This is a genomic window from Lysinibacillus sp. GW247-5R2A, from assembly GCF_059424475.1.
On the sequence record NZ_JBWKZL010000002.1, the window covers coordinates 193,707 to 219,111 of the forward strand.

The 25,405-nt window shown below is 37.5% G+C and carries 26 protein-coding genes, 1 riboswitch and 1 other annotated feature; of the genes, 9 read left to right on the plus strand and 17 right to left on the minus strand.

Annotation, left to right across the window (positions count from 1 at the left end):
* Positions 1 to 122: 122 nt before the first annotated feature.
* From AC07YC_RS04570 to AC07YC_RS04580, 3 genes are all read right to left on the minus strand, one after another.
* Positions 123 to 791 carry a DNA alkylation repair protein gene (locus tag AC07YC_RS04570; RefSeq protein ID WP_494918518.1) on the minus strand — a complete coding sequence of 223 codons (669 nt, stop codon included), beginning with the start codon at positions 789 to 791 and terminating at the stop codon, positions 123 to 125.
* Positions 792 to 1,066: 275 nt separating this feature from the next.
* Positions 1,067 to 2,428 carry an amino acid permease gene (locus AC07YC_RS04575; protein WP_494918519.1) on the minus strand — a complete coding sequence of 454 codons (1,362 nt, stop codon included), beginning with the start codon at positions 2,426 to 2,428 and terminating at the stop codon, positions 1,067 to 1,069.
* Positions 2,429 to 2,509: 81 nt separating this feature from the next.
* Positions 2,510 to 2,761, minus strand: a binding site (T-box leader).
* A gap of 105 nt (positions 2,762 to 2,866) precedes the next feature.
* Positions 2,867 to 3,430: a GNAT family N-acetyltransferase gene (locus tag AC07YC_RS04580; protein ID WP_494918520.1), complete on the minus strand. Its 564-nt coding sequence runs from the start codon at positions 3,428 to 3,430 to the stop codon at positions 2,867 to 2,869.
* A 782-nt stretch (positions 3,431 to 4,212) separates the two neighbouring features.
* Here AC07YC_RS04580 and AC07YC_RS04585 point away from each other — a divergent pair.
* On the plus strand, positions 4,213 to 4,833 hold the full coding sequence (locus tag AC07YC_RS04585) for a class I SAM-dependent methyltransferase (RefSeq protein ID WP_494918521.1): 621 nt from the start codon (positions 4,213 to 4,215) through the stop codon (positions 4,831 to 4,833).
* 140 nt (positions 4,834 to 4,973) lie between these two features.
* Here AC07YC_RS04585 and AC07YC_RS04590 read toward each other — a convergent pair whose 3' ends face one another.
* The 3 genes from AC07YC_RS04590 to AC07YC_RS04600 all read right to left on the minus strand — a co-directional run bounded on the left by AC07YC_RS04590 (position 4,974) and on the right by AC07YC_RS04600 (position 6,669).
* Positions 4,974 to 5,273, minus strand: a complete 300-nt coding sequence (locus AC07YC_RS04590) for a hypothetical protein (RefSeq protein WP_494918522.1) — start codon at positions 5,271 to 5,273, stop codon at positions 4,974 to 4,976.
* Positions 5,274 to 5,421: 148 nt separating this feature from the next.
* Positions 5,422 to 5,847: a YfmQ family protein gene (locus tag AC07YC_RS04595; protein ID WP_494918523.1), complete on the minus strand. Its 426-nt coding sequence runs from the start codon at positions 5,845 to 5,847 to the stop codon at positions 5,422 to 5,424.
* Between the two features lie 324 nt (positions 5,848 to 6,171).
* On the minus strand, positions 6,172 to 6,669 hold the full coding sequence (locus tag AC07YC_RS04600) for a DinB family protein (protein ID WP_336634534.1): 498 nt from the start codon (positions 6,667 to 6,669) through the stop codon (positions 6,172 to 6,174).
* A gap of 217 nt (positions 6,670 to 6,886) precedes the next feature.
* On the opposite strand from AC07YC_RS04600, the gene AC07YC_RS04605 reads away from it, so the two are divergent.
* Positions 6,887 to 7,258, plus strand: coding sequence for a nuclear transport factor 2 family protein (locus AC07YC_RS04605; protein ID WP_494918524.1), 372 nt, complete (start codon positions 6,887 to 6,889; stop codon positions 7,256 to 7,258).
* Positions 7,259 to 7,372: 114 nt separating this feature from the next.
* Here AC07YC_RS04605 and catA read toward each other — a convergent pair whose 3' ends face one another.
* The 4 genes from catA to AC07YC_RS04625 form a co-directional block, all read right to left on the minus strand.
* A complete protein-coding gene (gene catA, locus AC07YC_RS04610) occupies positions 7,373 to 8,020 on the minus strand; it encodes a type A chloramphenicol O-acetyltransferase (protein WP_494918525.1) in 648 nt (215 codons plus the stop codon).
* Positions 8,021 to 8,230: 210 nt separating this feature from the next.
* On the minus strand, positions 8,231 to 9,229 hold the full coding sequence (locus tag AC07YC_RS04615) for an NADP-dependent oxidoreductase (RefSeq protein ID WP_494918526.1): 999 nt from the start codon (positions 9,227 to 9,229) through the stop codon (positions 8,231 to 8,233).
* A gap of 37 nt (positions 9,230 to 9,266) precedes the next feature.
* Positions 9,267 to 9,602 carry an ArsR/SmtB family transcription factor gene (locus tag AC07YC_RS04620; protein WP_036227275.1) on the minus strand — a complete coding sequence of 112 codons (336 nt, stop codon included), beginning with the start codon at positions 9,600 to 9,602 and terminating at the stop codon, positions 9,267 to 9,269.
* Positions 9,603 to 9,786: 184 nt separating this feature from the next.
* A complete protein-coding gene (locus AC07YC_RS04625) occupies positions 9,787 to 10,383 on the minus strand; it encodes an SCO family protein (protein WP_008181322.1) in 597 nt (198 codons plus the stop codon).
* Positions 10,384 to 10,967: 584 nt separating this feature from the next.
* Here AC07YC_RS04625 and AC07YC_RS04630 point away from each other — a divergent pair.
* The 5 genes from AC07YC_RS04630 (at position 10,968) to brfA (ending at position 15,499) form a co-directional block, all read left to right on the plus strand.
* A complete protein-coding gene (locus AC07YC_RS04630; RefSeq protein ID WP_336634531.1) occupies positions 10,968 to 11,303 on the plus strand; it encodes a DUF485 domain-containing protein in 336 nt (111 codons plus the stop codon).
* The gene (locus tag AC07YC_RS04635) at positions 11,304 to 12,857 is read left to right on the plus strand and encodes a solute symporter family protein (protein WP_336634530.1); all 1,554 of its coding nucleotides are present in this window, start codon (positions 11,304 to 11,306) and stop codon (positions 12,855 to 12,857) included.
* Positions 12,858 to 13,338: 481 nt separating this feature from the next.
* A complete protein-coding gene (locus AC07YC_RS04640) occupies positions 13,339 to 13,677 on the plus strand; it encodes a DUF485 domain-containing protein (RefSeq protein WP_025116302.1) in 339 nt (112 codons plus the stop codon).
* Positions 13,678 to 13,685: 8 nt separating this feature from the next.
* Entirely contained in the window at positions 13,686 to 15,230 is a 1,545-nt protein-coding gene (locus AC07YC_RS04645; protein ID WP_025116303.1) for a solute symporter family protein, read from the plus strand.
* Positions 15,231 to 15,322: 92 nt separating this feature from the next.
* On the plus strand, positions 15,323 to 15,499 hold the full coding sequence (gene brfA / locus AC07YC_RS04650) for a ribosome rescue factor BrfA (protein WP_336634529.1): 177 nt from the start codon (positions 15,323 to 15,325) through the stop codon (positions 15,497 to 15,499).
* Between the two features lie 60 nt (positions 15,500 to 15,559).
* Here brfA and AC07YC_RS04655 read toward each other — a convergent pair whose 3' ends face one another.
* From AC07YC_RS04655 to parE, 7 genes are all read right to left on the minus strand, one after another.
* Positions 15,560 to 16,309, minus strand: a complete 750-nt coding sequence (locus AC07YC_RS04655) for a TatD family hydrolase (protein WP_336634528.1) — start codon at positions 16,307 to 16,309, stop codon at positions 15,560 to 15,562.
* Positions 16,299 to 17,048 (minus strand): ABC transporter ATP-binding protein, encoded by a 750-nt coding sequence (locus tag AC07YC_RS04660; protein ID WP_494918527.1) that lies wholly within the window; start codon positions 17,046 to 17,048, stop codon positions 16,299 to 16,301. The genes AC07YC_RS04655 and AC07YC_RS04660 overlap by 11 nt, the downstream gene beginning before the upstream one ends.
* Complete coding sequence (locus tag AC07YC_RS04665) at positions 17,023 to 17,796, minus strand: ABC transporter permease (protein ID WP_336634526.1); 774 nt, start codon at positions 17,794 to 17,796, stop codon at positions 17,023 to 17,025. Before AC07YC_RS04665 ends, AC07YC_RS04660 begins: the two co-directional genes overlap by 26 nt.
* Positions 17,793 to 18,086, minus strand: a complete 294-nt coding sequence (locus AC07YC_RS04670) for a thiamine-binding protein (protein ID WP_494918528.1) — start codon at positions 18,084 to 18,086, stop codon at positions 17,793 to 17,795. Before AC07YC_RS04670 ends, AC07YC_RS04665 begins: the two co-directional genes overlap by 4 nt.
* 1 nt (position 18,087) lies before the next feature.
* A complete protein-coding gene (locus tag AC07YC_RS04675) occupies positions 18,088 to 19,083 on the minus strand; it encodes an ABC transporter substrate-binding protein (protein ID WP_336634524.1) in 996 nt (331 codons plus the stop codon).
* A 155-nt stretch (positions 19,084 to 19,238) separates the two neighbouring features.
* Positions 19,239 to 19,349: riboswitch (TPP riboswitch) on the minus strand.
* Positions 19,350 to 19,472: 123 nt separating this feature from the next.
* Positions 19,473 to 21,911 (minus strand): DNA topoisomerase IV subunit A, encoded by a 2,439-nt coding sequence (parC, locus tag AC07YC_RS04680; protein WP_336634523.1) that lies wholly within the window; start codon positions 21,909 to 21,911, stop codon positions 19,473 to 19,475.
* Positions 21,908 to 23,884, minus strand: a complete 1,977-nt coding sequence (gene parE, locus AC07YC_RS04685) for a DNA topoisomerase IV subunit B (RefSeq protein ID WP_025116310.1) — start codon at positions 23,882 to 23,884, stop codon at positions 21,908 to 21,910. Before parE ends, parC begins: the two co-directional genes overlap by 4 nt.
* Positions 23,885 to 24,420: 536 nt before the next feature.
* Between parE and plsY the strand changes: the two genes are divergently transcribed.
* Together plsY and AC07YC_RS04695 are read left to right on the plus strand one after the other, a co-directional pair.
* Positions 24,421 to 25,023 carry a glycerol-3-phosphate 1-O-acyltransferase PlsY gene (gene plsY, locus AC07YC_RS04690; RefSeq protein WP_025116311.1) on the plus strand — a complete coding sequence of 201 codons (603 nt, stop codon included), beginning with the start codon at positions 24,421 to 24,423 and terminating at the stop codon, positions 25,021 to 25,023.
* Between the two features lie 18 nt (positions 25,024 to 25,041).
* Positions 25,042 to 25,332 carry a HesB/YadR/YfhF family protein gene (locus AC07YC_RS04695; RefSeq protein WP_144789529.1) on the plus strand — a complete coding sequence of 97 codons (291 nt, stop codon included), beginning with the start codon at positions 25,042 to 25,044 and terminating at the stop codon, positions 25,330 to 25,332.
* Positions 25,333 to 25,405 lie beyond the last annotated feature (73 nt).

A 25,405-nucleotide genomic window follows, 5' to 3' on the forward strand; every position in this document is an offset into this window, starting at 1 on the left:
TTCAGGAAAGCTTTTCCAGAGGCGAAGTTGATTGAATATAAGGAGGAGGAATCATTAATATCATAAAGACGCTTTCCTTATTTCTGAAAAGCGCCTCATTGTTTTGCATGAAATAGAGGTAACTAATTATTTTGACGTTTGTTCACTTCAATTGTAATGAACTCTGGTAAATAGCTGGGCGTACATCCTTTTGCTACTTTTTCATCTTTGTAAAGACCCGTTTTCTCACCAAGTTTAATACAACGTGCTCGATTCTTTTTATCATAAACACCTATCCATCCTGCGGTGAAGTTCATAGCCCACTGTACTTCCGGTTCTTCCTGCATAATAGTTGCTTCTAATGCAGATAGCAGGTGTGCAGTGTTATCAGGAGGTATTTGCCCAGTCCATCTCAATCGCCCTTGATAATACCAGAAAGCTCGCCTTTGAAGAGGTGAAGGGCTATTTTCCCATGACTCCATTAACTCAATTTTCTTTTTGTCTTTGGTAAGTTGATTCGCCATCAACCAATCCATTAAGTTATTTCGCTCATCAAAAGTGTGAGTCTGCATATCCTCATCAAGCTTATTGAGCACATCATGTGAAAGACATTTTTTGTCCATAATTAAAATCGCTAATAGTCTCGGCAAAAACTCTTCGGTTGACCAAAGATCCATAGCTAGTTCATGGTCTTTTTTTATGTCCTTCGCGATTTTTCGTAGGTCGCCTAGCTTCGTTTTACGATTGACCTGAGATAGAATGTTTTCTGCTTTTGAAGGGCGTGTTATTTCTGTATCTTTTTGTTCATCCATTTTATACAGCTCCTTTATTAAAGCATTATTTCATAATACGATATATCCAAACCTTAAGGTCGTTATACGTTTTATGGCCGCGCTATTCCTCCAAAGTTTATCTTTTTTCATAGAAAAAGTCCAAGAAATGTTGGTTTAACAGCATTTCTTGGACTTTGCTTTCTTTTTGGAACATCCTCGTTTTCTAGAGCATGAAAATGATTAATCTTAAGATAGCTGTATCCAATCGATTTACGTCCCATTGAAGGAAATATCGGTTAAATAAAATGATGTAACTATTTTTTCAATTGTATACCTTTGTATCCAACAAATAGGATTAAAAACCAAACTGGTGCGACATATAGCGCAATACGCATGTCTGGCATAAACGCCATTAACACAATCACCATTAATAAGAATGCAATGGCAATATACGTAGAAAGTGGATAAAGCGGAATTTTGAATTTCAGCTTGGCTACTTCCTCTTTCGTTTTTGACTTTCTAAATTTCAATTGTGCTAATAATATAATCATCCAGCTTGTTATGACTGCAACAGTTGCAACAGCAGAAATATAGATGAACACTTTTTCAGGTACTATATAGTTTAAGACAACCGCCAATAATAACACCGCTGAAGAAAATAAAATCCCTCTACGTGGACTACCGTTTTTGCTGACTGTTTTGAAATAGGCTGGACCATTCTTCTGTACCGATAAGTTATGTAGCATACGTCCTGAACCGTATAAACCACTATTAAATGCAGACATCGCTGCTGTAATGACAACAAAGTTAATAATGTGAGCCGCAGCAGGAATGCCGACGTAATCGAAAATTTGAACAAACGGGCTACCCTCTGAACCAACTTCGTTCCAAGGATAAATAATCATCATAACGCCTAATGCACCAATATAGAAAATTAATATACGCCAAACGATGTTGTTAATAGCTGAAGGAATGGACTTGCTAGGATTTTTTGCTTCTCCTGCAGAAATACCAACTAATTCAACCCCACCAAATGAGAACATAACTAATACGAGTGACATTAAAATACCATGGAAACCGTTAGGCATGAAGCCACCGTGTGCCCATAAATTATCGAAGCCAATTGCTTCACCTTGGTTGCCAACACCGAAGAAAATAATGGCTAACCCTAGAACGATCATACCGATAATCGCAACAACTTTAATCATTGCAAACCAGAATTCGAATTCTCCGTAAGCTTTTACATTTGCTAGGTTGACAAGCGTCATGATAACAAGTACTACAAGGGCAGTTACCCATTGTGGAATATCAGGGAACCAGTAGTTAATGTATACACCGACTACTGTTAATTCAGCCATACCAACGACAATCCACATGAACCAATACGTCCAACCCGATAAGAATCCAGCAAAGCGCCCTAAATATTTATTCGCGTACGTACTGAACGAGCCTGAAACAGGTTCCTCTACTGCCATTTCACCTAATGCACGCATAATTGTGAAAATAACTAATCCGCCAATTAAATAAGCTAGTAAAATAGATGGTCCAGCCATTTGGATGGTTGAACTAGAGCCATAAAATAAACCGACTCCAATGGATCCGCCAAGTGCAATTAATTGCATATGACGTGTGCTTAATCCGCGCTGTAGCTGTGAATCTTGATGATTGTCTTTCATAATGTCTAACTCCTATTACGTTTAGATTTTCAAATACTTTGCTCAAAAAAGGAATAAAAAAAAACGCCCTTTTGGATTAACCAAAAGGACGATTCAACTCGTGTTACCACCTTTAATTTATAAGCAATTCACATTACTTACCTTAAGAAGTACGGTCATTTGACGATACTCTCGCACATGATTACGGGTGCTTACCGGTGTAGCCTACTTAGAATAATCTTTTCGGTACACAGCTCCAAGATGAATTCTCAATCGTTTTACATGCACCTCTCATCAACCGGTAACTTTCTGTTCGTAAAAATAATTGATACTATTTCTTTTCATAGCCTTTGTTCTATACAAATATTTTTGAATTGTTTTTCATTTTACAGCAAAAAAATATTTTGTCAATATAAAGTTTCTTATGGCAACTGACATTTTTCAATACAACTCACCAAGTTAATTTATTTTGGAATAAATACAAGTGTCAGTCAGCTTGCTGCCATCTGCGGATAAATCCTCATTCCTTAATATCCCTTCCAACATAAAACCAAGCTTTTCCGGGATAAAACGACTTTTAAAGTTTGTGGAATCACATCTTATTTCAATTCTCTTACATTCGAGGCGATTTAATCCGAGGTTCACTAACTCCTTTACCGCTTCCGTCATATAGCCATTACCGCTATATTTGGTATTAATCCAGTATCCTATTTCACATTTAGGAAGGCTCCAGTCGATCCCATGAAGGCTCGCAGTTCCAATAAGGTCCTTGTCGCTTTTATCAAAAATAAGAAAACGAAAGCTTTCTCTTTTTAAAAAATTTATATGAGCATCCCTTAACAAGATGTCTGTTTCTTCAACGGTAGGAAGTTGTTGGAAAAGTGACAACCACTCTTTCAATTCGGTAAAGGAATCTTTAATGGCTTGGTTCACCACTTCTCCGTCTCCCGTTAGTAGTGGTGCACGAAGAATTAACCTTTCTGTTTCTAATTCTAAAGGAATATCTAATAACAAAGGGTTCATTTGATTTGCCCCAATCCTTGATTATTTTAGAATAATTAGTCACCACATCAAACTCTTCAATGATGGCAATAAAACAATGATTATACTCGATCTCAGTAATGAGAGATAGAATCAAAATTACTCTTCTCATCACCGCCATACGTACATTCCCTATTGATTAACAAATCATTTTATCCAAAGCCACAGCTTTAGTCAACGACTATTGTTCGACAATATTTGGCCTTGTAGAGGTCCAAAAAAAGATGCTTTCCTAACTAAAGAAATACGTCCAATTGCGAAAAAATGACTGTCCCATACTATTATGTTTTTCATTTCTATTGGAGCTGTCAAAAGCTATTCATTTTTATTGAATTTTCGTCTCCCTCATACGCCAAGATACACCTAGCTGGCAATTCAAAGTCTTGCTACTAAATGCTGAAAAACAAACCCCGCTTTTGCTTTTCCATTTTCACAATAGGAAGATGCGCCATTGGCATTCCAAGCTTTTCAATATTCATAATAATTGCCAAATCATCCACCACTCAGACCGTCCAATCATTTTCTGAATATATTATTATTGTTTCTTATATATAATACCTAAAATTTCAACTCAACGATAATACCCCGCTTTCTAAGATCTTCTTCCACACTGCACAGTCCTTGCCTTTACGCTCATTTAAATTTTAATGGGAATTTTTTTATTTTTTGATATGATGACAGTAAGGTACTGCCATTTTCCGAGGGTTCACACAATTATAAAAAATCATATGCTTAAATACTCTGTTGAAAGGTTGGATAATACATTGAATAATACGTGGAACAAGATTATATACAAATTGGGCTCTTCCTTCTACGATAAATTTTTTAATACAGGTATTTTTCTAAAAGCTAGAGGAAGGATTTTTCAAGAAGTACCTTTTAAAAGCAAACAAAAAATATTGTATGTGGGCATTGGGACTGGAGCAGATTTAGAATTAATTGATTACGCTAAATATGATATTACAGCCATTGATTATTCTCCTGACATGCTAGCTAAAGCTAAAAATAAATTCAAGAACTCTACTATTCATTTTTTAGAGATGGATGCTCAAAAAATGACGTTTGAAGATGAAACCTTTGACTATATCGTAGCGAGCTTAATTCTTTCGGTTGTTCCTGATGGGCGTAATTGTTTTGGAGAGATGATCAGAGTTTTAAAAAAGGATGGAAAAATACTGATTTTTGATAAATTTGCTCCTAAAAATCAAAAAATCACCTTCACAAAAAAGTTGTTACGTCCATTTATCAGCTTGTTAGGAACTGATATTGGTAGAAATTTCGAAGAGCTCATTAATCAAAACAAACATCGGATAAAAATAGAAAAAGATCATCCTGTCATGTTAAATGGCATGTATCGGTATATTGAAGTAAGTAGAGTATCTTAGCTACTACTATACTAACTATGGGCCCCAGCATTATGTCCATTGTTAGTTAACCTTAAATATATTATGTGAACTTAAAATAAAAAACAACAAGCATGGTTTCTTAACCATGCTTGTTGGAAAATTAAGCGGCAAATCGCTTTTTAAATTACCCCAATTATTTCAAAAAATAATATGCCCAAAAACATACCTAGTAAAAAGAGAACTAAGTATAAAAATTTAACTGTATAAGGTTGATTATTAAACACCATTCCAGAGTAACGATAAATCCAGTATATAATTGGAAGCAAAATAAAGGCACACAAAATGGATTCTATTGAAAATGTAAATTGAAAATCACTGTTCCTCACGGAAATAAAAAAGGTAAATCCCCCTACTACAAATCCAATTGTATAGCTACCCAAAAATAGATGTGTTAAAGTTTTATTTCTTTTTAATTCCACTCTCTAGTCCACCCAAGTCTGTTAGTAAATCCTCTCCAGTATAATATCTACAAGAATCTATATCAATAAAAATGAGATTTAATCTAAATTAGCTGTTTGTCCCTGCCTTAAATATAAATCTATTCGTTCAAACCGGTGATAAACTTAGTTATATAGTAAACTTTTGCAGATTTTCTGAACTAAGACTATATGAAATCACTTTTTCTTTACGCTTCTTGACTACATCCACATGATCATCGTAGGGAAAAATGAAGAAATCCACATCTTTTTTGCCACTTTTTAAGTTGATGACAAAGGGTGTAACATTCGTCTCAGGTCGTAAAAATAATTTTTCATTGCCCGGAAATATATAATATTTTTTTAAAAAGATAGCTTTATTAAAAAAATCTATAAATCTTATTTTTTCTCCTTCTTTCAAATTATTTCCATTAAACGTGACCGTAACTTCCTTTGAGTCTAGTTCTTTGTGAAGCTCAAATTTATTTACTACCCATGCCACAGCTATACTTGGTGGACTCATTAACAATTTAATAATAGATCCAATTACTATCGTAATAATCAATCCCGTTGTCATCTTCTATCAACTCTTTCAGCCATTTTTTCATAGCTATTACTTTATTAATAATTTCATTTCTCATTAATATGTAATGTGGCTATTTGGATGTTTGATCATCCGCCTTTCAATGATAAAGGATTTAAATTTTTTATCACCATCCAATTTTAAAATTTTTTGACCATCCACTTAGAATTAATACAATTTCATCAAAATGAAAGGAGCGTCCAAAACGCCTTGTCCTTTATAAGACAATTAGCTGTGGACGCTCCTTTATTACTGTAAGGTGCTAAAATATGAGCCTTCAAACTATGTTTCTACCCTTTTCGAATGAAAAATCTTCGCTCAGGATGTTTGTTCGTCAGCCGAGGGACCGTACATGCCAGGGACGGGAATATCGAGAAGGCGTAAATATACTCCGAGTTGCGCTCGGTGATGGACCATATGGCTTAATCCGAAGGTACGGAATGCGAGTGCACGTGGCTCACGGCGAATGATATGGTCACCTTGACGCAAGGTCCATTCTTGACCTAGCATTTTCTCGTCACATTCGGCAAGCATTTGTTCCAGCTTGTCAACGTTTCCGTCAAACTCATTTAGAATTTCCGATTGTTTTTCTAAAGGTTCTCTTCTTAGCGGAACAGTTAAAAGATCAAACTCTGAGTATTGAAGTATAGCCATTTGCCAGTTCAGTATGTTAATCAAATGTGTGGCTAGCCCACCGAGCGTCATCGACTTCTTGTGAGGTTTCCATGACAGATGCTCCTCAGGCAAACGTTCCAAAATGAGACGTGTAGCGGCCAATTCATGCGATGTGTCACCGATGATCAGTTGTTTAATCATGATTTCTCTCCTCCCTTTTGGTTAGTTTACTATAAATTGCATTTAAATAGAAAGGTCTCTGGTTACTAGACTGTTATTGATAGAACAGTGGTTTCAGTAAATGGAACTACCTTATCCAACTAACCTCATGAGGGTGAATTTCGGAGTAATTTCTGGAGTAGTGTATAAATTGAAGAATATAATAGAGTGACCAAATTTTTTACAAGGAGGCTTTAAATTGGAGGCAAATTTAATTGATGAATATGAAGAAAGATTACGAAATGCTATGGTAAATGGAGATGTAGAAAGTATTGATTTACTTATCAGTGAGGAGCTTGCATTTGTTAGCCCTTTTGGACAAGTATTAACGAAAAAAGACGATATTGAATCTCACCGATTAGGAATATTCGATATTGCTGAAATTAAGTTTTTAGATCAAAAGGTGATTCTATTAGAAAATGCTGCTGTTACGATTACACAGGCAAAAGTGAAAGGAATCCTAGCTGGGGAATATACTGAAGATGACATGTGTTATACAAGGGTTTGGCAAAAAGATAAAAACAACGAATTAAAGGTAATTTCAGGTTCTTGTAGTATTGTTCAAAAATAAATCTTTGACTATATTGGTGTCTTCAGCTCGACGGACGCTTCCACCTTCTCCTTACAAATAAACTGCTATGTCCAACAAAAAAAGAAGCTGCAATCACAGCTCCTTTTATAAAAACTATAGCCACTCTGCACTATTATCAGCAAGTTTTTGCAGCTCATTCATAAAAATACCCGCATGATACCCATCACAAACAGCATGATGAAACTGTAGTGAAATTGGTAATCGGTACTCCCCATTTATAGAAGCATATTGAGCACCCGTTATAATCGGTAATAGATAGTCTCCACCATTATGAATATTCAAATTAAATCCGGTAAAAGAACACCATGGTATCATGGAGATAGGTATATTATTTTCAGGTATAGGCATTTTGGGAAACATTCGATCTGTACCATTATATGTTTCTATATCTTGCTCATATTGCGTGCAGAATTCAGTAAATGTAGTGAAATTGGATGTCCAAACGGAAGAAAATGTGCATGACTGTTTATCAAAAATTGTGTATGAAGGCAACATTTCCTCCCAATACCCTAGCTGTCCTTCTGCGTTAAAGGTAGTTCTGAATTCTTGATGTGCATTGACTATTTTAGTAATCATAAAAATAAACGCGGGATATAGTTTCAAATTCTTTTTCTTTAAATTCTCCATTAAAACAGTAATATTAATATCATTCGTTATACTGAATGATGTTTGTTGTTGCAAATAGTGTTCAAAATACTCTTTTCGTTGCCAATTCTCGCGGTCTATCAAATAAAATTTCATTTTTTCACGCCTCCTAAAATGTTGGTTGGTTTTAGGAGGCTATTTTCACTGCTTTCTTCATTTAAATCATCCTTTTTTTTCTAAATCGATCTTAATCATCTTCCTAATTCTAGATCTTATTTTACAGCAAAATTAGCGGTAATAAAAATAAATTTATAAGTGAGCATTTGCTTTACCAACATGGGATACCAACCTGAATCGCTTAGAGCATTACTTGATTTTGACAATGATCTTCCCCTTAGCCCTTCCAGACTCGGCATATTCCATTGCTTGTTGAGCTTCTTCAAATGAAAAAATTCTATCGATGACAGGTTTGATTTTACCCGACTCAATATAATCCGCAATTATACGTAATTGCTCACCACTTGGCTTCATAAATAAAAATGAATAGTGAGCATCATGCTTCTTTTCAAGTGCAGTCAGTTTATAACTTGCTGCTGAAAATAATAATCTTTTAAGAAACCCTGAGCCATACTCTTTTGCAAAGCGGGCATTCGGTAAGCCTGAAACTGAAACGATTTTTCCTCCACGTTTAATGATCTCAAAGGATTTTTCGAGTGACGTTCCTCCGAGTGTGTCGAAAACTGCATCGTAATTTTCTAATAGCTCCTCAACCTTTTCTGTCTTATAGTTGATTACTTCATCAGCACCGAGCGTTGTTACTAGATTTGCCCCAGCCTCACTAGCAGTCGTTGCCACAGTTGCCCCCATTAATTTAGCTAATTGAATAGCAAAAGTACCGACACCACCAGACCCTGCATGAATCAATACTTTTTGTCCGCTTTGTAATTGCATGATGTCATGCAATGCTTGGTATGAAGTTAAGCCAACGAGTGGGATGGACGCAGCTTCCTCAAAACTTAAATTTTTAGGCTTTAACGCTATGTCATCCTCATGAATTGCGATAAATTCGGCAAAGGTGCCAATTTTGCTTTTACGTGGCCGTGCATATATTTCATCCCCTACTTTAAATCGACTTACCTTTGTACCAACCCTTACCACAACTCCTGAAAAATCATTTCCGAGGATTAGGGGCATTTCATACTTAATTAATAGTTTTACTTTCCCATCCCGTATTTTAAAATCGATCGGATTAATACTGGCCGCATGAATTTCTGCTAGAATTTCATATTCACCAATATTAGGTGTAGGCATTTCTGCTAAATGCATGGGAGCATTGCCATATTTATCAATTACCATTGCTTTCATTGTTGATTCCTCCAATTCATGTCTGATACCAGCCGTTTCAATAATATTCCTTTAACAACGATTCAATATCTGTAACCAGTGTTTTTAGTAAACCTAATTTCGTACGTATATCTATATAATAAAAATTTTTTGTCCCTTCTTTACGCATTAAAATAACGCCAGCATCTCGTAAAATTTTAAGGTGGTGTGACACAGCAGGTCTAGAAAGATGTGTTTGCTCTGTGATTTCACCAACGCGCAAGCCTGATTGACAATCTGTTGCCATTAGAACAAGTAAAATAGATTGACGTGTTTCATCACCGATTGCCAATAATACCTTTTGACAATTCATAAAATTTTCTTTAATGGTGTGCAGTTGTTCCTCTTTAGTCATTGAGTCAATACCTCCTGTAATTAGTTGAATAGTTTAAGTTATTGAACCGTTGTGAATACAACAATATAATACAGGGCTATTCCGTGCAATATTGAGAAAGTAAATCGAGACGAATCAATTTTCGAAGCTTGTCTCTAAACAACAAAAAAACACAGAGGTCACATGGACCTCTGTGTTACTTGAGTTACTTGCTTTCCTTAATAAGAGCTTTCATATCTCCAACGATTGTTTCAACTGGTACGTTTGTCGCGCCATCATAGTCTTTTACAACTGTGCCATCTGCATTCACTAAATAATAGCTCGACATATGTATGACTTGGTCTGAGTTAGGATCATTCTTGACTAATGAATTGAATGATTTACGTGCAAATTGCTCGATAAATTTCTGCTGATAGCCTGTTAATAGCTGCCATTTACTTTCATCTACAACATTATACGTTTTTAAGTAGTTTGTTAATACGTCTGGCTTATCCACTTCCGGATCTACACTAAATGCAACAATTTGATAATCCTCAAGACCTTCATCCTGTAGGGCCTGCTGTACTTCTGTCATATTAAATGTCATAGGTGGACAAATTGTCGTACAGTTTGTAAAAATAAACATGGCCAACCAAGGCTTGCCCTTTAAATTATCAAGACTCACTTGTTCATTTTTTTGATTGGTTACATTAAAATCTTGAACCTCAATATTTAGAGATGGCTCAAACTTGTAACTTCCACAAGCAGCTAAAATGCTACTGAATGCTAGTACTAAAACTAGCAGCATGCTCTTCTTTTTCATTTATTTTGCACACTTCCCTTCATTTCTTCACCTTATTTTATGCATTCTAGATGCCAAATACAAGATAATGAACTTATCCAAGCGATGCATTTTGTGTAAGTTGTGAACATTAACTATTTTTGGCATTACATCACTCCACTTCTCCTAAATGGCTCTCCTTTTTTAAAAAATTTTAAAAGCTTTTTTTTATTATTTTCGTTATTTCCCAAAGAAAAAATTCAGTGTTATATAACAAATGATTTCACACTGTTAATCAACACTGGATATTAATAGCAGAATAATAAAATGCAGAAAATTCTCTTTTAAGTGATTATTTTCTCCCACAGTCATTTTTATTCGCAGTAATCTATTTTAAGAATATTATATCAATAGAAATAAACACTCTCTTTCATACAATAATTTTCTAGTAAACCCTTAATATTTCTATGTTATTCCCATAAAAATGAAATGACTAAAAATTATAAAAACTCAAAAATTAGTATTGCATTATAAGAATATCCCCCATAAAATAAGTGAATATAACGGCGAACGAAAAAGAAATATGTCGTTTAAAACAGAAATATATAACTTTAGGGGGAATAATAATGGCGAATGTTTCTAATGAAAAACAAGCACAATCCGTTGATTATCATGCAATTGAGGCAATGGAATCGTTCAATAGCTTTGTGAAAAAGAAAAACACCTTTCTTTTCTCGATGACCGCAGTGTTTCTTATTCTTTATATTTTGCTTCCGATCCTTGCATTCCAGCCTGTACTACAACAAAAAATCTTCGGAAATATTACTGGAGTATGGGTTTACTCAGCTGGATTATTTATCATGACCATCGTGCTCTGTACAGTATATGTAAAAAAAGCTGCTTCATTCGATAAAGCTGCAGCTGCTGTGCTCGCCGAGTATCATGCGAAAGGTGGTAACTAAATGAACATTGTATCCGTAGGTTTCTTTTTAGCTATTGTTGGTTTAACACTTGTTGTTACCTATATTGCAGCAAAGCGCACTTCCTCAGCGGCTGATTTTTATACAGCCGGTGGCGGATTAAAGGGGTGGCAAAATGGCTTTGCGATTGCTGGTGATTATTTATCAGCTGCAGCCTTTCTTGGGGTGTCTGGAGCGATTGCTTTAACTGGCTTTGATGGTTTCTTTTTCTCTGTAGGCTATGTGGTAGCCAACTTAGTTCTTCTATATGTCATTGCTGAGCCTATGCGTAATTTAGGCCGCTATACACTAGCTGACATGTTAACCGCTCGTTTTAATGAAAAGCGAATTCGTGGCGTTGCGGCATCAGGTACGATTATTATTGTCATTCTTTATATGATTGCACAGCTAGTAGGTGCTGGTGCATTAATTAAACTACTATTCGGTATTGAATATTGGATTGCCGTGTTAATTGTCGGTGTGATGATGACTACCTATGTATTATTCGGTGGCATGACAGCAACTTCGTGGGTACAAATTATAAAAGCTAGTTTACTATTATTCGGCACAGGCTTATTAGCTACATTAGTATTAGTGAAATTTGATTTCTCTCTCATGAAAATGTTTGACACTATTGCTGTCGATCATGGGGAGGAATTCCTTGTACCAGGAATTAAATACACAAGCACGATTGATTCCGTATCGATGATGATGGCCTTAGTTTTAGGAACATCTGGTTTGCCACATATTTTAATGCGCTTCTTTACTGTAAAAGATGCCAAAACAGCACGCTCGTCTATATCATGGACAACTTGGATTACGGCTATCTTCTTCTCATTAACAATATTTTTAGGCTTCGGTGCGTTAAACTTTGTAGGTTTAGATCAAATTTTAGCTGAAAGTAAGGCTGGTAACACAGCTGCCCCACTCCTGGCACATTATTTAGGTGGAGATGTGTTAATGGCCTTTATCGGTGCTGTAGCTTTTGCGACAATTTTAGCGGTTGTTTCTGGCTTAGTTTTAACAGGTGCCTCAGCGATTTCACACGATATATATGGAGAAATTATTAAAGGTGGAAAATTAACAGAAAAGCAACAGGTAGTAGCAGCACGGACAGGCTCTATCTCAATTGCAATTGTCTCCATTGTTTTAGCGCTGTTTGCACAAAGCTTAAACGTTTCGTTCCTAGTGTCATTTGCGTTTTGTATTGGTGCATCCGCGAATTTACCTGTCATTCTTTTTACTATCTATTGGAAGAAGTTCAATTCTACTGGTGCGGTAGCAGCGATGCTAACAGGGTTAATTTCTTGTTTAATTTTAGGAGCGATGGGACCAAATGTATGGAGTCCTGTTGAAGGTGCAGCTATTTTTGTTGGTAAACCACTTGTACCACTAGCTGTTCCAGCCATTATTACCATTCCATTAGGCTTTATTGCAGGCTATTTGGGATCAGTCCTTTCATCTAGTAAAGTACCGACTGAAGAGGCTGAACGAATTTATAAAGAAATTCGTGTAAAAGCGAATACTGGTGTTTCTGTATCTGATATTTCTCATTAATTTTTATACACCATATGCATAATGAATGGAAATTCAAAATATACAAAAAAATAGGCAAAAAATTCGATTTTTGGTCGAGTTTTTCGCCTTTTTTGTTATTCTTCAACTAGCAAATTACTTATCGAACAATATTATTTGACTTCCAAAATACAGAAAAAAACCAATTTTCACTAAGGCAATAGTATTTAAATTTGGATAAAAAACCAAGGTAATTTTACGGATTTATCGTTCTTTTTTTGTCAAGAATCTAGATTTCTCTTTGCTTCATTTATTTATCTGAATATTCTAAAACCCTGTATATTCTTGATTTCAGAGGATTTTTTCTCTTGCAGGACTATTTTCAGAAAAATTTTTTTTACATAATTTTTCTGAAATGTATTGCAATTTTGTGAACTCTTTCATAAAATGAGAATGTGAATTCACTAAACTAGCAAAATCAAGTCTTAAGGCAGAAAAAATATACACAAAATGGGGAATGTTAATGGCGAACAATCAAGCAAAAAAAGGTGTCGTGATTGACTATGATGCAATTGCAAACCAAGAATCGTTTAAGTCTCTTGTACGCAGAAAGAATTCTTTTCTTTGGTCTATGACTGCCATATTTTTATTGGCCTACATGTTGTTACCAATTCTGACATCGTACACAACAATTCTACACCAAAAGGCATTTGGGGAAATTACTTGGGTGTGGATTTATTCCGCAGGGCTATTCATCATGACATGGGGGTTATGTCATTTATATGTAGCTAAAGCAAACAACTTCGACAGAGAAGCAAAAGCGATTATCGCAGAATACGAGAACGGAGGTGGCCGCCGATGAATAACGGAATGAGTTTTACAGCCATATTCTTCTTCGTAGCCATTGTTGGTTTAACATTAGTTATCACATGGTGGGCATCTAAACGTACATCTTCTGCAAGTGACTTCTATACAGCTGGCGGGGGCTTAACAGGCTGGCAAAATGGACTAGCTATCGCAGGTGACTATTTATCAGCAGCCTCTTTCTTAGGAATTGCAGGTGCAGTAGCATTATTTGGATTTGATGGATTCTTCTTCTCTATTGGTTATTTAGTAGCTTACTTAGTGGTTTTATACATCGTAGCTGAGCCTTTACGTAACCTTGGAAAATTCACTTTAGCTGATATGATTACAGCGCGTTTCAATAACTCAAAAGTACGTGGAACAGCTGCTTTAAGCACGATTACAATTGTTTTATTCTACATGATTGCACAACTAGTTGGTGCAGGAGCACTTATTCAATTACTTTTAGGTATCGACTACTGGGTAGCTGTATTGATCGTAGGTTTCATGATGACAACTTACGTATTATTCGGTGGTATGACAGCGACTTCATGGGTTCAAATTATTAAAGCTTGTCTTTTAATGCTAGGTACAGTTATTATCTCATTCTTAGTATTAAAAGAGTTTGGCTTCAGTATTGCAACAATGTTTAAAGAAATGACTACTGCAACTGACAGTGGTGCCGCATATTTAAACCCAGGTCTAAAATATACAAATGGACTTGACACAATTTCCATGTTAATTGCTTTAGTATTAGGTACTGCGGGTCTTCCACATATCTTAATGCGATTCTTCACAGTAAAAGATGCAAAAACGGCTCGTTCATCTGTTATTTGGGCTACTTGGATTGTAGGTATTTTCTACGTTTTAACAATTTTCTTAGGTTTCGGTGCAGCAGCATTCGTTGGAAAAGAAGATATTATTGCGGCTAACGCTGCTGGTAATATGGCTGCCCCACTTCTTGCAGAAGCACTAGGTGGCGACATTCTATTCTCATTCGTTTGTGCGGTAGCATTCGCAACAATTTTAGCGGTAGTAGCAGGTCTTGTACTTTCAGGTGCCTCTGCCCTATCACATGATATTTATGGGCAAATCATTAAAAAGGGTAAAATTACTGAAAAAGAGCAGGTTCTTGCAGCTCGTATCGGTTCGATTACAATCGCTATAATTTCCATTTTATTAGCACTTGGTGCACAAACATTAAACGTTGCGTTCTTAGTATCTTTAGCATTCTGTATTGCAGGCTCTGCAAACCTTCCAGTTATTATTTACACAATCTATTGGAAACGCTTTAATACAGCTGGTGCTGTTACAGCGATGTTAACAGGTTTAATCTCTGCTTTAGTATTAGTAGCTATGTCACCAAACGTATGGAATCCAGTTGAAGGCAAGGCGATTTTCGTGGGTGATCCGTTAATTATGTTAACAAACCCTGCCCTAATCTCTGTACCGCTTGGTTTCCTTGGTGGTTTCATCGGCACATTACTTTCTAAAGAAACTGATGATGCAAAATATCGTGAAGTTGACGTGAAAGCAAACACAGGTATTTCTGTACAGGACGTATCTCACTAAATCTATATCATAAACCTCGTAAGTTCTTGCTTACGAGGTTTTACTTTTTCTTTCATTTTCGTTACTATAATGGTTAAAAGGAGGGAATGAAAATGGCTCAATCTAGGGCAAAAAAGAAGCGGATGCATATAAAAAGAACTGTGGGCAAGGATGTAGAGAAAAATCGCCAATCCAATTCCTTCAGTACACATGAACGCACTACCAAAACAAAGACAGAGAAATTGAAGCAGGATTTTACTAAACATAAAAAGCAGTATACGGATAATTAATTTGTATCCTATACTGCTTTTATTATTGTAGAAAACATAAGTGTTACTTACAAAATTAGTTTAAAGTCGATAAAAGTTTGTCGTATTTTGAGTGATAATTTGAGCCGCTTCTTGTATAGACAATCCCTTAATAGCTGCAATTACCTCAATCGTCGAATGCATCATCCACGGCGACGTAGGTTTATTTGTAAATGGACCTTCAAACGGCCATGGACCATCTGTTTCAACCATCATCAATTCAATCGGGTAGATTTGAATTAACTGTTGAATTTCCTCTTCATACAATGCATCAGGTGTAATGGAGATAAAATAACCTTGCTGAATCATGCGTTTCACAACTACCTCGTCCCCTTTAAACCAATGGAAATGTGCCTGACGAAGCTGATGCTTTTCTAGTAAATCGCACACAACGGTAGCATCCTCATACACAGCATGCAATACAATCGGTTTGTCCAACTCCTTCGCCAATACGATAAATCGTTCCAATAAAGCCTCATACGGACGAACATCCAAAGCTTGTTCTTGCCTTAAATAATAGGGTAAACCGACCTCACCGATTGCTATCATCTCATCACTATGGGAACGAATCCAATCAAATAAAGCCTTCTCTTCTATTTCACTCGGTAAAGGTTGTTCCGGATGGAAACCAAAAGCTGCCTTCACTTTGGGATAGACCTTCGCTAAATTTAATGTCTTTTGACAGGAGGATAGCTGCATACTCACCGCTATTAATGCCTCTACTTCTTCCAAGATAGATGGTATTTCTACGTCCTTATACTGATCCAAATGGATATGGGCATCAATCAACATGCAAATCCCCCTTTTCTTCCTGTAAATACTTGAATAACTGTTGCTTCAAGGCTGTGAATGTGGCCGAATGACGAATTTCTTCTTTGCGAGGACGCTCAAACGGCACAATGATTTCTTTTTTCACCGTTGCAGGCCGTTTCGATAAAACAAGTATACGATCTGCTAAAAAGAGTGCTTCCTCAATACTATGTGTGACAAATAGGATGGATTTCCGATGTTCTTCCCAAATGGACAGTAGCCATGCCTGCATTTCCAATCTTGTAAATTCATCGAGCGCAGAAAATGGTTCATCTAGACATAAAATAGGTTTATCACTGACAATGGCACGGATGAAGGATACACGTTGTTGCATCCCTCCAGATAGCTCGTTTGGATAAGCATTGCTAAAGGAAGCAAGTCCTACCTTTTCTAGCCACCCCTTTGCACGTTCAACATTAGGCTTTTGCTGCAATTCCTCAACTATAGTTACATTCTCTAAAATAGTACGCCAAGGCAGTAGACAGGGCTGCTGTGGCATATAGCCAATTGTTCCTCGTTTACGTTGGATATCCTCTCCATTTAATAAAATCTCCCCTTGATCAACCGAAGAGACCCCACCAATTAATTGAAAAAGGGTACTTTTACCACTGCCGGATGGACCTACAATGGCTACAAACTCACCATCCTTGACATCAAAGGAAATAGTATCAAGAACATGTAGACTATTAAAGGACTTAGCGATGTTTTGAATGCTGAGCATGATAACCTCTCCCCTTTACCATTAATTTTTCAAGCAAACGAATACTACTAAATAACAATAAGCTTAACAAGACAATCGCAAAAATTGCGACAAACACTCGATCTGTACGGAAGGAGGATTGTGCTAAGGTCATGTATACACCAATTCCCTTTTTTGCACCAAGCCACTCTGCAATGACTGCCCCCATTACGCTATAAGTTGCAGCAATTTTTACACCTGAGAAAACAGCTGGGTAGGCATGTGGCCATTCTAGCTTCCAAAACGTTTGGGCCTTCGTTGCACCAATCATTTCAAAGTAATGCTTTAACTCGGGTGCTGTTTGACGAAAACCGTCCATTGCCGCTATGACAATAGGGAAAAAGCACACTAGACAAATAATGATGAGCTTTGGTAATAAGCCAAAGCCAAACCAAATAATAAGCAGCGGTGCTAATACAAGAATAGGTATGTTTTGCGACATAATGAGAATTGGATAAAATAACGACCGAATGAACGTATAACGATGCAAAACAATTGCCACTGTTAGACCACAGCCAACTCCAATAGCAAGTCCTAGTAAAGCTAATTGCACAGTAGCCAGAGCATGTGGCAGGAACGTCTGATACGATTGAATGCCTTCTACTACAATTATGCTCGGTGCTGGAAGGAGCCAAGGAGGAACATCAGCGATATGCACAACAAGCTCCCATATGAATAAGAGGAAGGCGATAAAAATTATCGTCCTTCCCTTTTGTAATGCCCGTTTCATGACTGATATTTCTCCGTTAATGTAGCCATTGTAATTCCATTTGGTTGATATAAAATTTTCACTTGTGTAATGACATTAATGGCTCCTAGCTCGACCATCTTACTATTCATTTTTTCAATGATTTGAAGAAGCGTTGTAAGCTCACCCTCCATCGTTGTTTCAAGTGGATGAACCTCATATTTCACACCAGATGCATCAATAACTGCAATGGCCGCATCTACATAAGGAATGACATCCTCATACTTTTCTGTTTTCGGAATGATTTGGACACTGATTAATGAATTTGCCATGTTAATTGGCCTCCTTTTTCGGTAAGAACTCATTCGTAAACGCTTGTTTAGCATCAAATTCGCCCTCTAATACTTTGTTGCTCGACATCCATTTAGCATAGTTTTCCCATACAGAAAGCTTTTGCTCACCCCATTGTTTAGCGTCATCCTGATACTTATCAGCCAACCACTCCTGGCTTTTATGCACCAATTCCTTATCTAAGTCTGGGGCTGCTTCTAGTAAAATATCAGCAGCTTCATTCGGATGCTCTATGGCATATTCATAGCCCTTCGATGCAGCCGCAACAAAAGCTTTGACGATGTCTGGATTGTTTTGAAGCATTGTTTCATTAGTTGCTAAAACAGGTGTATAGTAATCTAACTGATCACTGTAGTCTGTTAAATACAGCATATTAATCTTTTCCCCACGAAGCTCTGCCTCAATTCCTGTCCAAGCATAATAAATCCAAGCAAAGTCGATATCTTTTTTCATCATTGTGAAGAAATCTAAATCTCCTGCATTGACAATATCTAATTGATTAATATCAGCATTTTCTTTTTGCATTAATGATTGTAATACTGCTTGCTCGAGTGGCGCTCCCCAGCCACCATACGTTTTTCCTTCAAAGTCCTTTGGAGATGTAATACCCTTTGATGCTATAGAAGCAAATCCAGATGTATTATGCTGGATGATGGCCGCTATTGAGACAAGTGGCACATCCTGAACACGAGCCTGTGTAATGCCCTCCTGATAGCTCACGCCAAATTCTGCCTTACCTGAAGCTACGAGCTGATCGGCTCCTGCCTCTCCTGGCATAATGATATCAACATCTAAGCCCTGTTCTTCAAAATATCCGAGCTTTTTCGCAGCATACAATCCTGTATGATTCGTATTTGGTGTCCAATCGAGAACCACTGACACCTTTTTCTTTGTATCAGCAGCCTGCTTGTCCTCCTTGTCGCTACAACCTACTAACGTCAATAGTACAGCTAATAGAATAAATAACCATTTTTTCATGCTAGGTCCTCCCAGTTTGTAATATGAAAGTGTTCATGAATGAATGTTGTCACCAGAAGAAAGCGTAATATACGGTTGGTGAGATATTGCTTGAAAAACAAAAAAACGCCTAGGATTCCTCCCAGACGTATTACAATCAATCTCCAAAACTTTTGCTTTTTTGAATAGATGTTCCCTACGCTGGTACGAGCCAAATCAGGTTCAAAGGGTCAGTGTCTATCGGACACAATCTCAGCTAGCCATAACTAGCCCCCCTACATTCTTTCGCTATGAACTTTTCGATGATTATTATACCCATAGTTGATCGTAAATGACAAGATGCTATTTTTGGATAGTTGTTCCACTCCAACAAATAGCCCAGCTCTACTATAGAGAGACTGGGCATGATTTTAGCTTGGTTTTTGTTCTTTTTTGGCCGTTAAGACATGGGAAATGGCTCCATCTGTGGCAATATCCACTTTAAATGAACCATTAGAATGGCGGTCAGCACGCGTCAATGCATGAACATCAATAAATTCTTGGACGCCTTTTTCAGTTTCAATCACAACCTGCTCATCGTCTGTCGCTTGAATCACAGCGACAATTCGGTGAGGATTTGCTTTTAATTCTGTTAGGACTTTAAGGCCACGTTTGGCACGACCTGCTACCTCTACCTCTGCGACATTCATTTTCTTGACAGCCCCTCGCTGTGTCACAATAACGACATATTGTGTTTCATCTGGCTGTAGAACATTGACCCCTACTAAAGCTTCTCCATCTTTTAACGTAATCCCTTTAACGCCGCCTGTTTTCACACCAGTAACTGGTAATTCCTCGATAGGGAATCGAATAGCATACGCCGTATCAGTTGTTAAAAGTAATTCCACATTATCCGTCATAAACGATGCATAAATCATTGCATCGCCCGCTTTAACATTCATGGTTTTAATCGGCTTCGAGTAACGCGTCACTGCATAATCTGCGAGCGGTGAACGTTTAATTTGTCCATCTTTCGTAGCAGTTAAAATATACGTATTTGGTTGTTCAAATGTTTCAAAGCCATAGACTGCAATAATTGATTCATCTTCACTTGTTGGCACAATACTAGAAATATGCTGACCAAGGTCCTTCCAACGAATATCAGGCAATTCGTGGACTGGTTGATAAATATAATTCCCTCTATTTGTAAATAACAATAGATGATGCTGCGTATTCAAGTTTGCTTCATACAATAAGTAATCGGAATCCTTCATCGCAAAATCCTGACCATTGGAAGCGGCATGGGATCGTGTAGATGTGCGTTTAATATAGCCATCTTTCGTAACAGTCACCACAACCTCTTCGCTTGGAACAAGGACATCTAATGTAATTTTAATTTCTTCTATTTCTTGTTCAATTCTCGAGCGACGTGGCTCTGTGAAGCGTTTTTTAATATCTAGTAATTCTTGTTTAATGACACGTATTAGCTTGGCCTCGCTTTGTAAAATTCCTTCTAGCTTGGCAATCAATTTATTTAAATCATCCTGTTCTTGGCGGAGCTCTGTAATATCGGTATTCGTTAAACGATATAATTGCAGGCTCACAATCGCCTCTGCTTGTACCTCAGTAAAATCGAACTTTGCTTGTAAATTGAGCTTGGCATCCTTCTTATCATTAGAAGAACGAATTGTCGCAATGACTTCATCTAAAATAGACAATGCTTTAATTAAGCCATCTACGATATGTGAACGATCCTTTGCCTTTTGTAAATCATATATAGAACGATTTGTCACCACTTCTTTTTGGTGAGTAATATACGCATCCAATAATAAGGGCAATGTCATCATCGTTGGTCGACGATTATGAATCGCAATCATATTAAAATTGTAAGCTACTTGTAAATCTGTTGTTTTAAATAAGTACTGTAAAATCCCTTGTCCAGGAACATCCTTTTTCAGCTCGATTACGACACGTAACCCTGTACGGTCAGATTCATCACGAATTTCTGCAATCCCTTCAAGGCGTTTATCTACACGCTGCTCATCAATTTTTTTTACAAGATTCGCTTTATTCACATCGTATGGTAATTCGGTAACAACGATTTGCTCTTTACCGCCCTTAATAGGTTCCACCACAGCCTGCGCACGGACAATAATTTTACCGCGCCCTGTTTCATATGCCTTTTTAATACCGTCCACACCTTGAATAATACCGCCCGTTGGGAAATCAGGACCTTTGAGTACTGTCATCAATTCATCCACTGTTGCAGTAGGCTTGTCTAAGCGCATCAATACAGCATCTAGCACTTCATCTAGTGCATGAGGTGGAATATCTGTTGCATAACCTGCAGATATCCCTGTAGAGCCGTTTACTAATAAATTTGGGAAACGGGCTGGTAATACGGTTGGCTCCATATCCTGATCATCGAAGTTTGGTACGAATTCAACCGTTTTCTTCCCGATATCTCGTAACATTTCACCCGCAATCGCAGATAGTCTTGCCTCAGTATAACGCATGGCAGCCGGCGGATCTCCATCAACTGAACCGTTATTCCCATGCATTTCAATGAGCATATGACGAGCTTTCCAATCCTGACTCATACGTACCATCGCCTCATAAACAGAGCTATCTCCGTGTGGATGGTAATTACCGATTACATTACCGACTGTTTTAGCCGATTTACGGAAAGGTTTTTCTTGTGTATTACCTTCTGTAAACATCGCATATAGAATACGACGCTGTACAGGTTTAAGACCGTCACGTGCATCTGGCAACGCGCGGTCTTGAATAATATATTTACTATAGCGACCAAAACGGTCACCCATTACTTCTTCTAAAGGTAAATCTTGAAACTTTTCTGTGCTACTCATGCTTGGCCCTCCTCTTGTTGGATGAATTCATTTTCTAAAATGTTAGCATCATCCTCCATACCGAAGTCTACATTGGCTTCGATCCATTTACGACGTGGCTCTACCTTATCGCCCATTAATGTCGTGACACGTCTCTCTGCACGTGCACCATCCTCGATTGTGACACGAATTAATGTACGTGTGTCAGGGTTCATTGTTGTATCCCATAGCTGGTCTGCATTCATCTCACCAAGACCTTTATAGCGCTGCAATATGTAACCCTTTCCAACTTGTTTGATGGCCTTTTGTAAATCGTTTTCTGTCCAAGCATATTCAATTACTTCTTTTTTGCCAGTCCCTTTAGAAACTTTATAAAGTGGCGGTAACGCAATAAAGACTTTACCAGCCTCGATGAGGGGACGCATATAACGGTAGAAGAACGTTAATAGCAATACTTGTATATGAGCGCCATCTGTATCAGCATCGGTCATTATGACTACTTTATTGTAGGCTGAATCCTCTACTGCAAAATCCGTACCAACACCTGCACCAATCGCATGAATAATCGTTGAAATCTCTTCGTTTTTCATAATATCCTGGAGCTTGGCTTTTTCCGTGTTTATCACTTTCCCGCGCAGTGGTAGTATTGCCTGGAAAGTACGATCGCGACCTTGTTTTGCAGAACCACCCGCTGAATCACCTTCGACTAAATATAATTCATTTTTCGCCGCATTTCGTGACTGTGCAGGCGTTAATTTACCTGACAGAATCGTACTACCTTTTTTGTTTTTCTTACCATTTCGCGCATCCTCACGAGCTTTACGAGCCGCTTCACGTACTTGCTGCGCACGAATCGCTTTACGCACAAGGGACGCTGACAATTCAGCATTTTCCTCTAGCACATATAAAATTTGCTCAGACACCACACTATCTACTGCTGAACGAGCCTCACTTGTACCAAGCTTGCCCTTTGTTTGTCCTTCAAATTGTAATAAGTGCTCTGGAATACGGACAGATACGATAGCTGCTAAGCCCTCTCGAATATCCGTTCCTTCCAAGTTTTTATCCTTATCCTTTAATAGGCCAATTTTTCTTGCGTATTCATTAAAGACACGCGTCAGAGCTGCTTTTGCACCGGTTTCATGGGTACCGCCATCTCGTGTTCGGACATTATTAACAAACGACAAAATCGTTTCAGAATAACCATCGTTATATTGGAAGGCAAACTCTACTTCAATATCATCTTGAATACCTTCCACATACTTCACAGGATGAAGAACATCCTTCTCTTCATTCAAATACGCAACGAAAGCTTCAATGCCGTTCTCATAAAAGAACACATCATTTTTGCCTTCCTCGCGCTCATCAATTAATTCAATTTTTAAGCCCTTTAATAAAAAAGCTGACTCCCTTAAACGTTCTGCTAACGTATCATAATTATATTTTGTAACAGAGAAAATCGTTTCATCAGGTAGGAAATGAACAAGCGTACCTGTCTGCTTCGTTTGACCAATTTCTTCAAGTGTTGTCACTGGATGTCCACCATGCTCGAAGCGCTGGCGATATTTCTTACCATCACGATGGATAGTTACTTCTAAAAATGTTGATAGCGCATTCACGACAGAAGAACCTACACCGTGCAAGCCGCCACTCGTTTTATAACCGCCTTGTCCAAACTTACCACCTGCATGAAGGACGGTAAAAATAATTTCAGGAGTAGGTTTACCCATCTTATGCATACCAGTTGGCATTCCACGGCCAAAGTCGCGTACGCTAATACTCTGGTCTTTGTGAATCTTGACAATAATATGAGATCCAAAGCCAGCCAATGCTTCATCCACCGCATTATCAACGATTTCATACACAAGGTGATGAAGTCCACGGCCATCTGTGGAACCGATATACATGCCTGGTCGTTTGCGCACCGCTTCTAATCCTTCTAATACTTGTATAGCGTCATCATTATAGACGCTAGGTGACTGTTTATTCGTCAAAAAAATTCCCCTCCAAAAAACAAACACTTGTTCTATTTATGTTCTCATCCTAATAATAATAGCATTTCCTGTCAATAGTTAGCGACAGGTCCAATTAAATTTTTAAAAATTGCTCACAGTTTTAATATACACTTTAAATAGTAAACATCTTCAACAGTTGCTTAAAATTGGAATTTAAGCAAGACAGACTACCACTAGTATCCGTAAACACCTGACGCATCGTAGCTTATTTAGTTGCAATATAGTTGATGCGTCAATGTCATGTAAATGAATAAAGTTAGACTTCTATTCTACCAAAGGAATGAACGAATGACAAAATTGCCTTTTTGCCTATATTTTAATAAAGAATTTTTTCGTTCTTTCATCAATCATGCCTAAAAGCCTATCTCTAACTTACTTTAGTTTCTTTTGTATTGAATTCAAGACTCCTTACGAAATCTCCTTCATAACATTGTAGATTAGCAAGAAAAAGTGTAAAATACTTGTTACAAACTATTAGTACCAAGTGATGGACTATGAATGAAAGGAGTCCAACTATGATCAATGGACTTATTATTTTATGTGCTTATCTAATCGGCTCTATACCTTCAGGGCTATGGATAGGTAAAATTTTTTATAATACCGATATCCGAGAACATGGAAGCGGTAATCTTGGAGCAACCAATACGTTCCGAACATTAGGAAAAAAAGCTGGTATTGTTGTGACTGTGATGGATGTTCTAAAAGGGACTGCCGCTGTCTTACTAGCTGCACTTCCAATATTCTCAGACAGTTCTATCCATTCCTTAATCCTAGGTCTTGTTGCAGTGATTGGTCATATGTTTCCAATCTTCGCCAATTTCCGTGGTGGAAAAGCCGTTGCCACATCAGCAGGTGTTTTATTAGGCTATTCATGGCCATTGTTTGTCTTGCTCCTAATTGCCTTTCTTGTGACATTGAAAATCACAAAAATCGTCAGCTTAACATCTATGATAGCCGCTTTAGTAGCACTTATCTATTCAATCGTTTATTATTTTGTTACAGGTGACTTTGCATTAAGCATCTTGGTAGCCTTTTTATTTACCTTTATCATTTATCGTCATCGTGCCAATATTGCACGTATAAAAAACGGCACCGAGCCAAAGGTAAAATGGCTGTAAGAAGAGAGGAGCATTCGCATGAAAATTGCACTGACAGATGAGGCCATTCAATGGTTCAAACATGAGATGGAAGTAGAACCAGGCGATACGATTCGCTTTTATGCACGCTATGGCGGTTCAAGTCCTTTTCACGAAGGCTTTTCACTAGGCATGACGCGAGAAGAGCCCATCGCCATTGGAGCAGAATCAGTCATTGATGGCGTAACCTATTACATCGATGAAAAAGATTTATGGTTCTTTAACGATCACAATCTACATGTAGACGTGGATGCGAGTTTGGATGAATTACAATACGAGTATCTTACATAAAGCAGTATTTTCCTTTCAGTCTCTGAAAGGGAAATACTGTTTTTTTATTTGAAAAATAGTAGCTAGAATTTCA

Coding starts and splice junctions, on each gene's coding strand:
- AC07YC_RS04635 (WP_336634530.1), top strand. CDS start 11,304: ATGAACATTGTATCCGTAGGTTTCTTTTTAGCTATTGTTGGTTTAACA.
- AC07YC_RS04630 (WP_336634531.1), top strand. CDS start 10,968: ATGGCGAATGTTTCTAATGAAAAACAAGCACAATCCGTTGATTATCAT.
- AC07YC_RS04655 (WP_336634528.1), bottom strand. CDS start 16,309: ATGTTGATTGATGCCCATATCCATTTGGATCAGTATAAGGACGTAGAA.
- catA (WP_494918525.1), bottom strand. CDS start 8,020: ATGAAATTTTATTTGATAGACCGCGAGAATTGGCAACGAAAAGAGTAT.
- parC (WP_336634523.1), bottom strand. CDS start 21,911: ATGAGTAGCACAGAAAAGTTTCAAGATTTACCTTTAGAAGAAGTAATG.
- AC07YC_RS04640 (WP_025116302.1), top strand. CDS start 13,339: ATGGCGAACAATCAAGCAAAAAAAGGTGTCGTGATTGACTATGATGCA.
- AC07YC_RS04600 (WP_336634534.1), bottom strand. CDS start 6,669: ATGATTAAACAACTGATCATCGGTGACACATCGCATGAATTGGCCGCT.
- AC07YC_RS04580 (WP_494918520.1), bottom strand. CDS start 3,430: ATGAACCCTTTGTTATTAGATATTCCTTTAGAATTAGAAACAGAAAGG.
- AC07YC_RS04675 (WP_336634524.1), bottom strand. CDS start 19,083: ATGAAAAAATGGTTATTTATTCTATTAGCTGTACTATTGACGTTAGTA.
- AC07YC_RS04620 (WP_036227275.1), bottom strand. CDS start 9,602: ATGACTAAAGAGGAACAACTGCACACCATTAAAGAAAATTTTATGAAT.
- brfA (WP_336634529.1), top strand. CDS start 15,323: ATGGCTCAATCTAGGGCAAAAAAGAAGCGGATGCATATAAAAAGAACT.
- AC07YC_RS04665 (WP_336634526.1), bottom strand. CDS start 17,796: ATGAAACGGGCATTACAAAAGGGAAGGACGATAATTTTTATCGCCTTC.
- AC07YC_RS04595 (WP_494918523.1), bottom strand. CDS start 5,847: ATGACAACGGGATTGATTATTACGATAGTAATTGGATCTATTATTAAA.
- AC07YC_RS04670 (WP_494918528.1), bottom strand. CDS start 18,086: ATGGCAAATTCATTAATCAGTGTCCAAATCATTCCGAAAACAGAAAAG.
- AC07YC_RS04615 (WP_494918526.1), bottom strand. CDS start 9,229: ATGAAAGCAATGGTAATTGATAAATATGGCAATGCTCCCATGCATTTA.
- plsY (WP_025116311.1), top strand. CDS start 24,421: ATGATCAATGGACTTATTATTTTATGTGCTTATCTAATCGGCTCTATA.
- AC07YC_RS04660 (WP_494918527.1), bottom strand. CDS start 17,048: ATGCTCAGCATTCAAAACATCGCTAAGTCCTTTAATAGTCTACATGTT.
- AC07YC_RS04645 (WP_025116303.1), top strand. CDS start 13,686: ATGAGTTTTACAGCCATATTCTTCTTCGTAGCCATTGTTGGTTTAACA.
- AC07YC_RS04625 (WP_008181322.1), bottom strand. CDS start 10,383: ATGAAAAAGAAGAGCATGCTGCTAGTTTTAGTACTAGCATTCAGTAGC.
- AC07YC_RS04570 (WP_494918518.1), bottom strand. CDS start 791: ATGGATGAACAAAAAGATACAGAAATAACACGCCCTTCAAAAGCAGAA.
- AC07YC_RS04695 (WP_144789529.1), top strand. CDS start 25,042: ATGAAAATTGCACTGACAGATGAGGCCATTCAATGGTTCAAACATGAG.
- AC07YC_RS04575 (WP_494918519.1), bottom strand. CDS start 2,428: ATGAAAGACAATCATCAAGATTCACAGCTACAGCGCGGATTAAGCACA.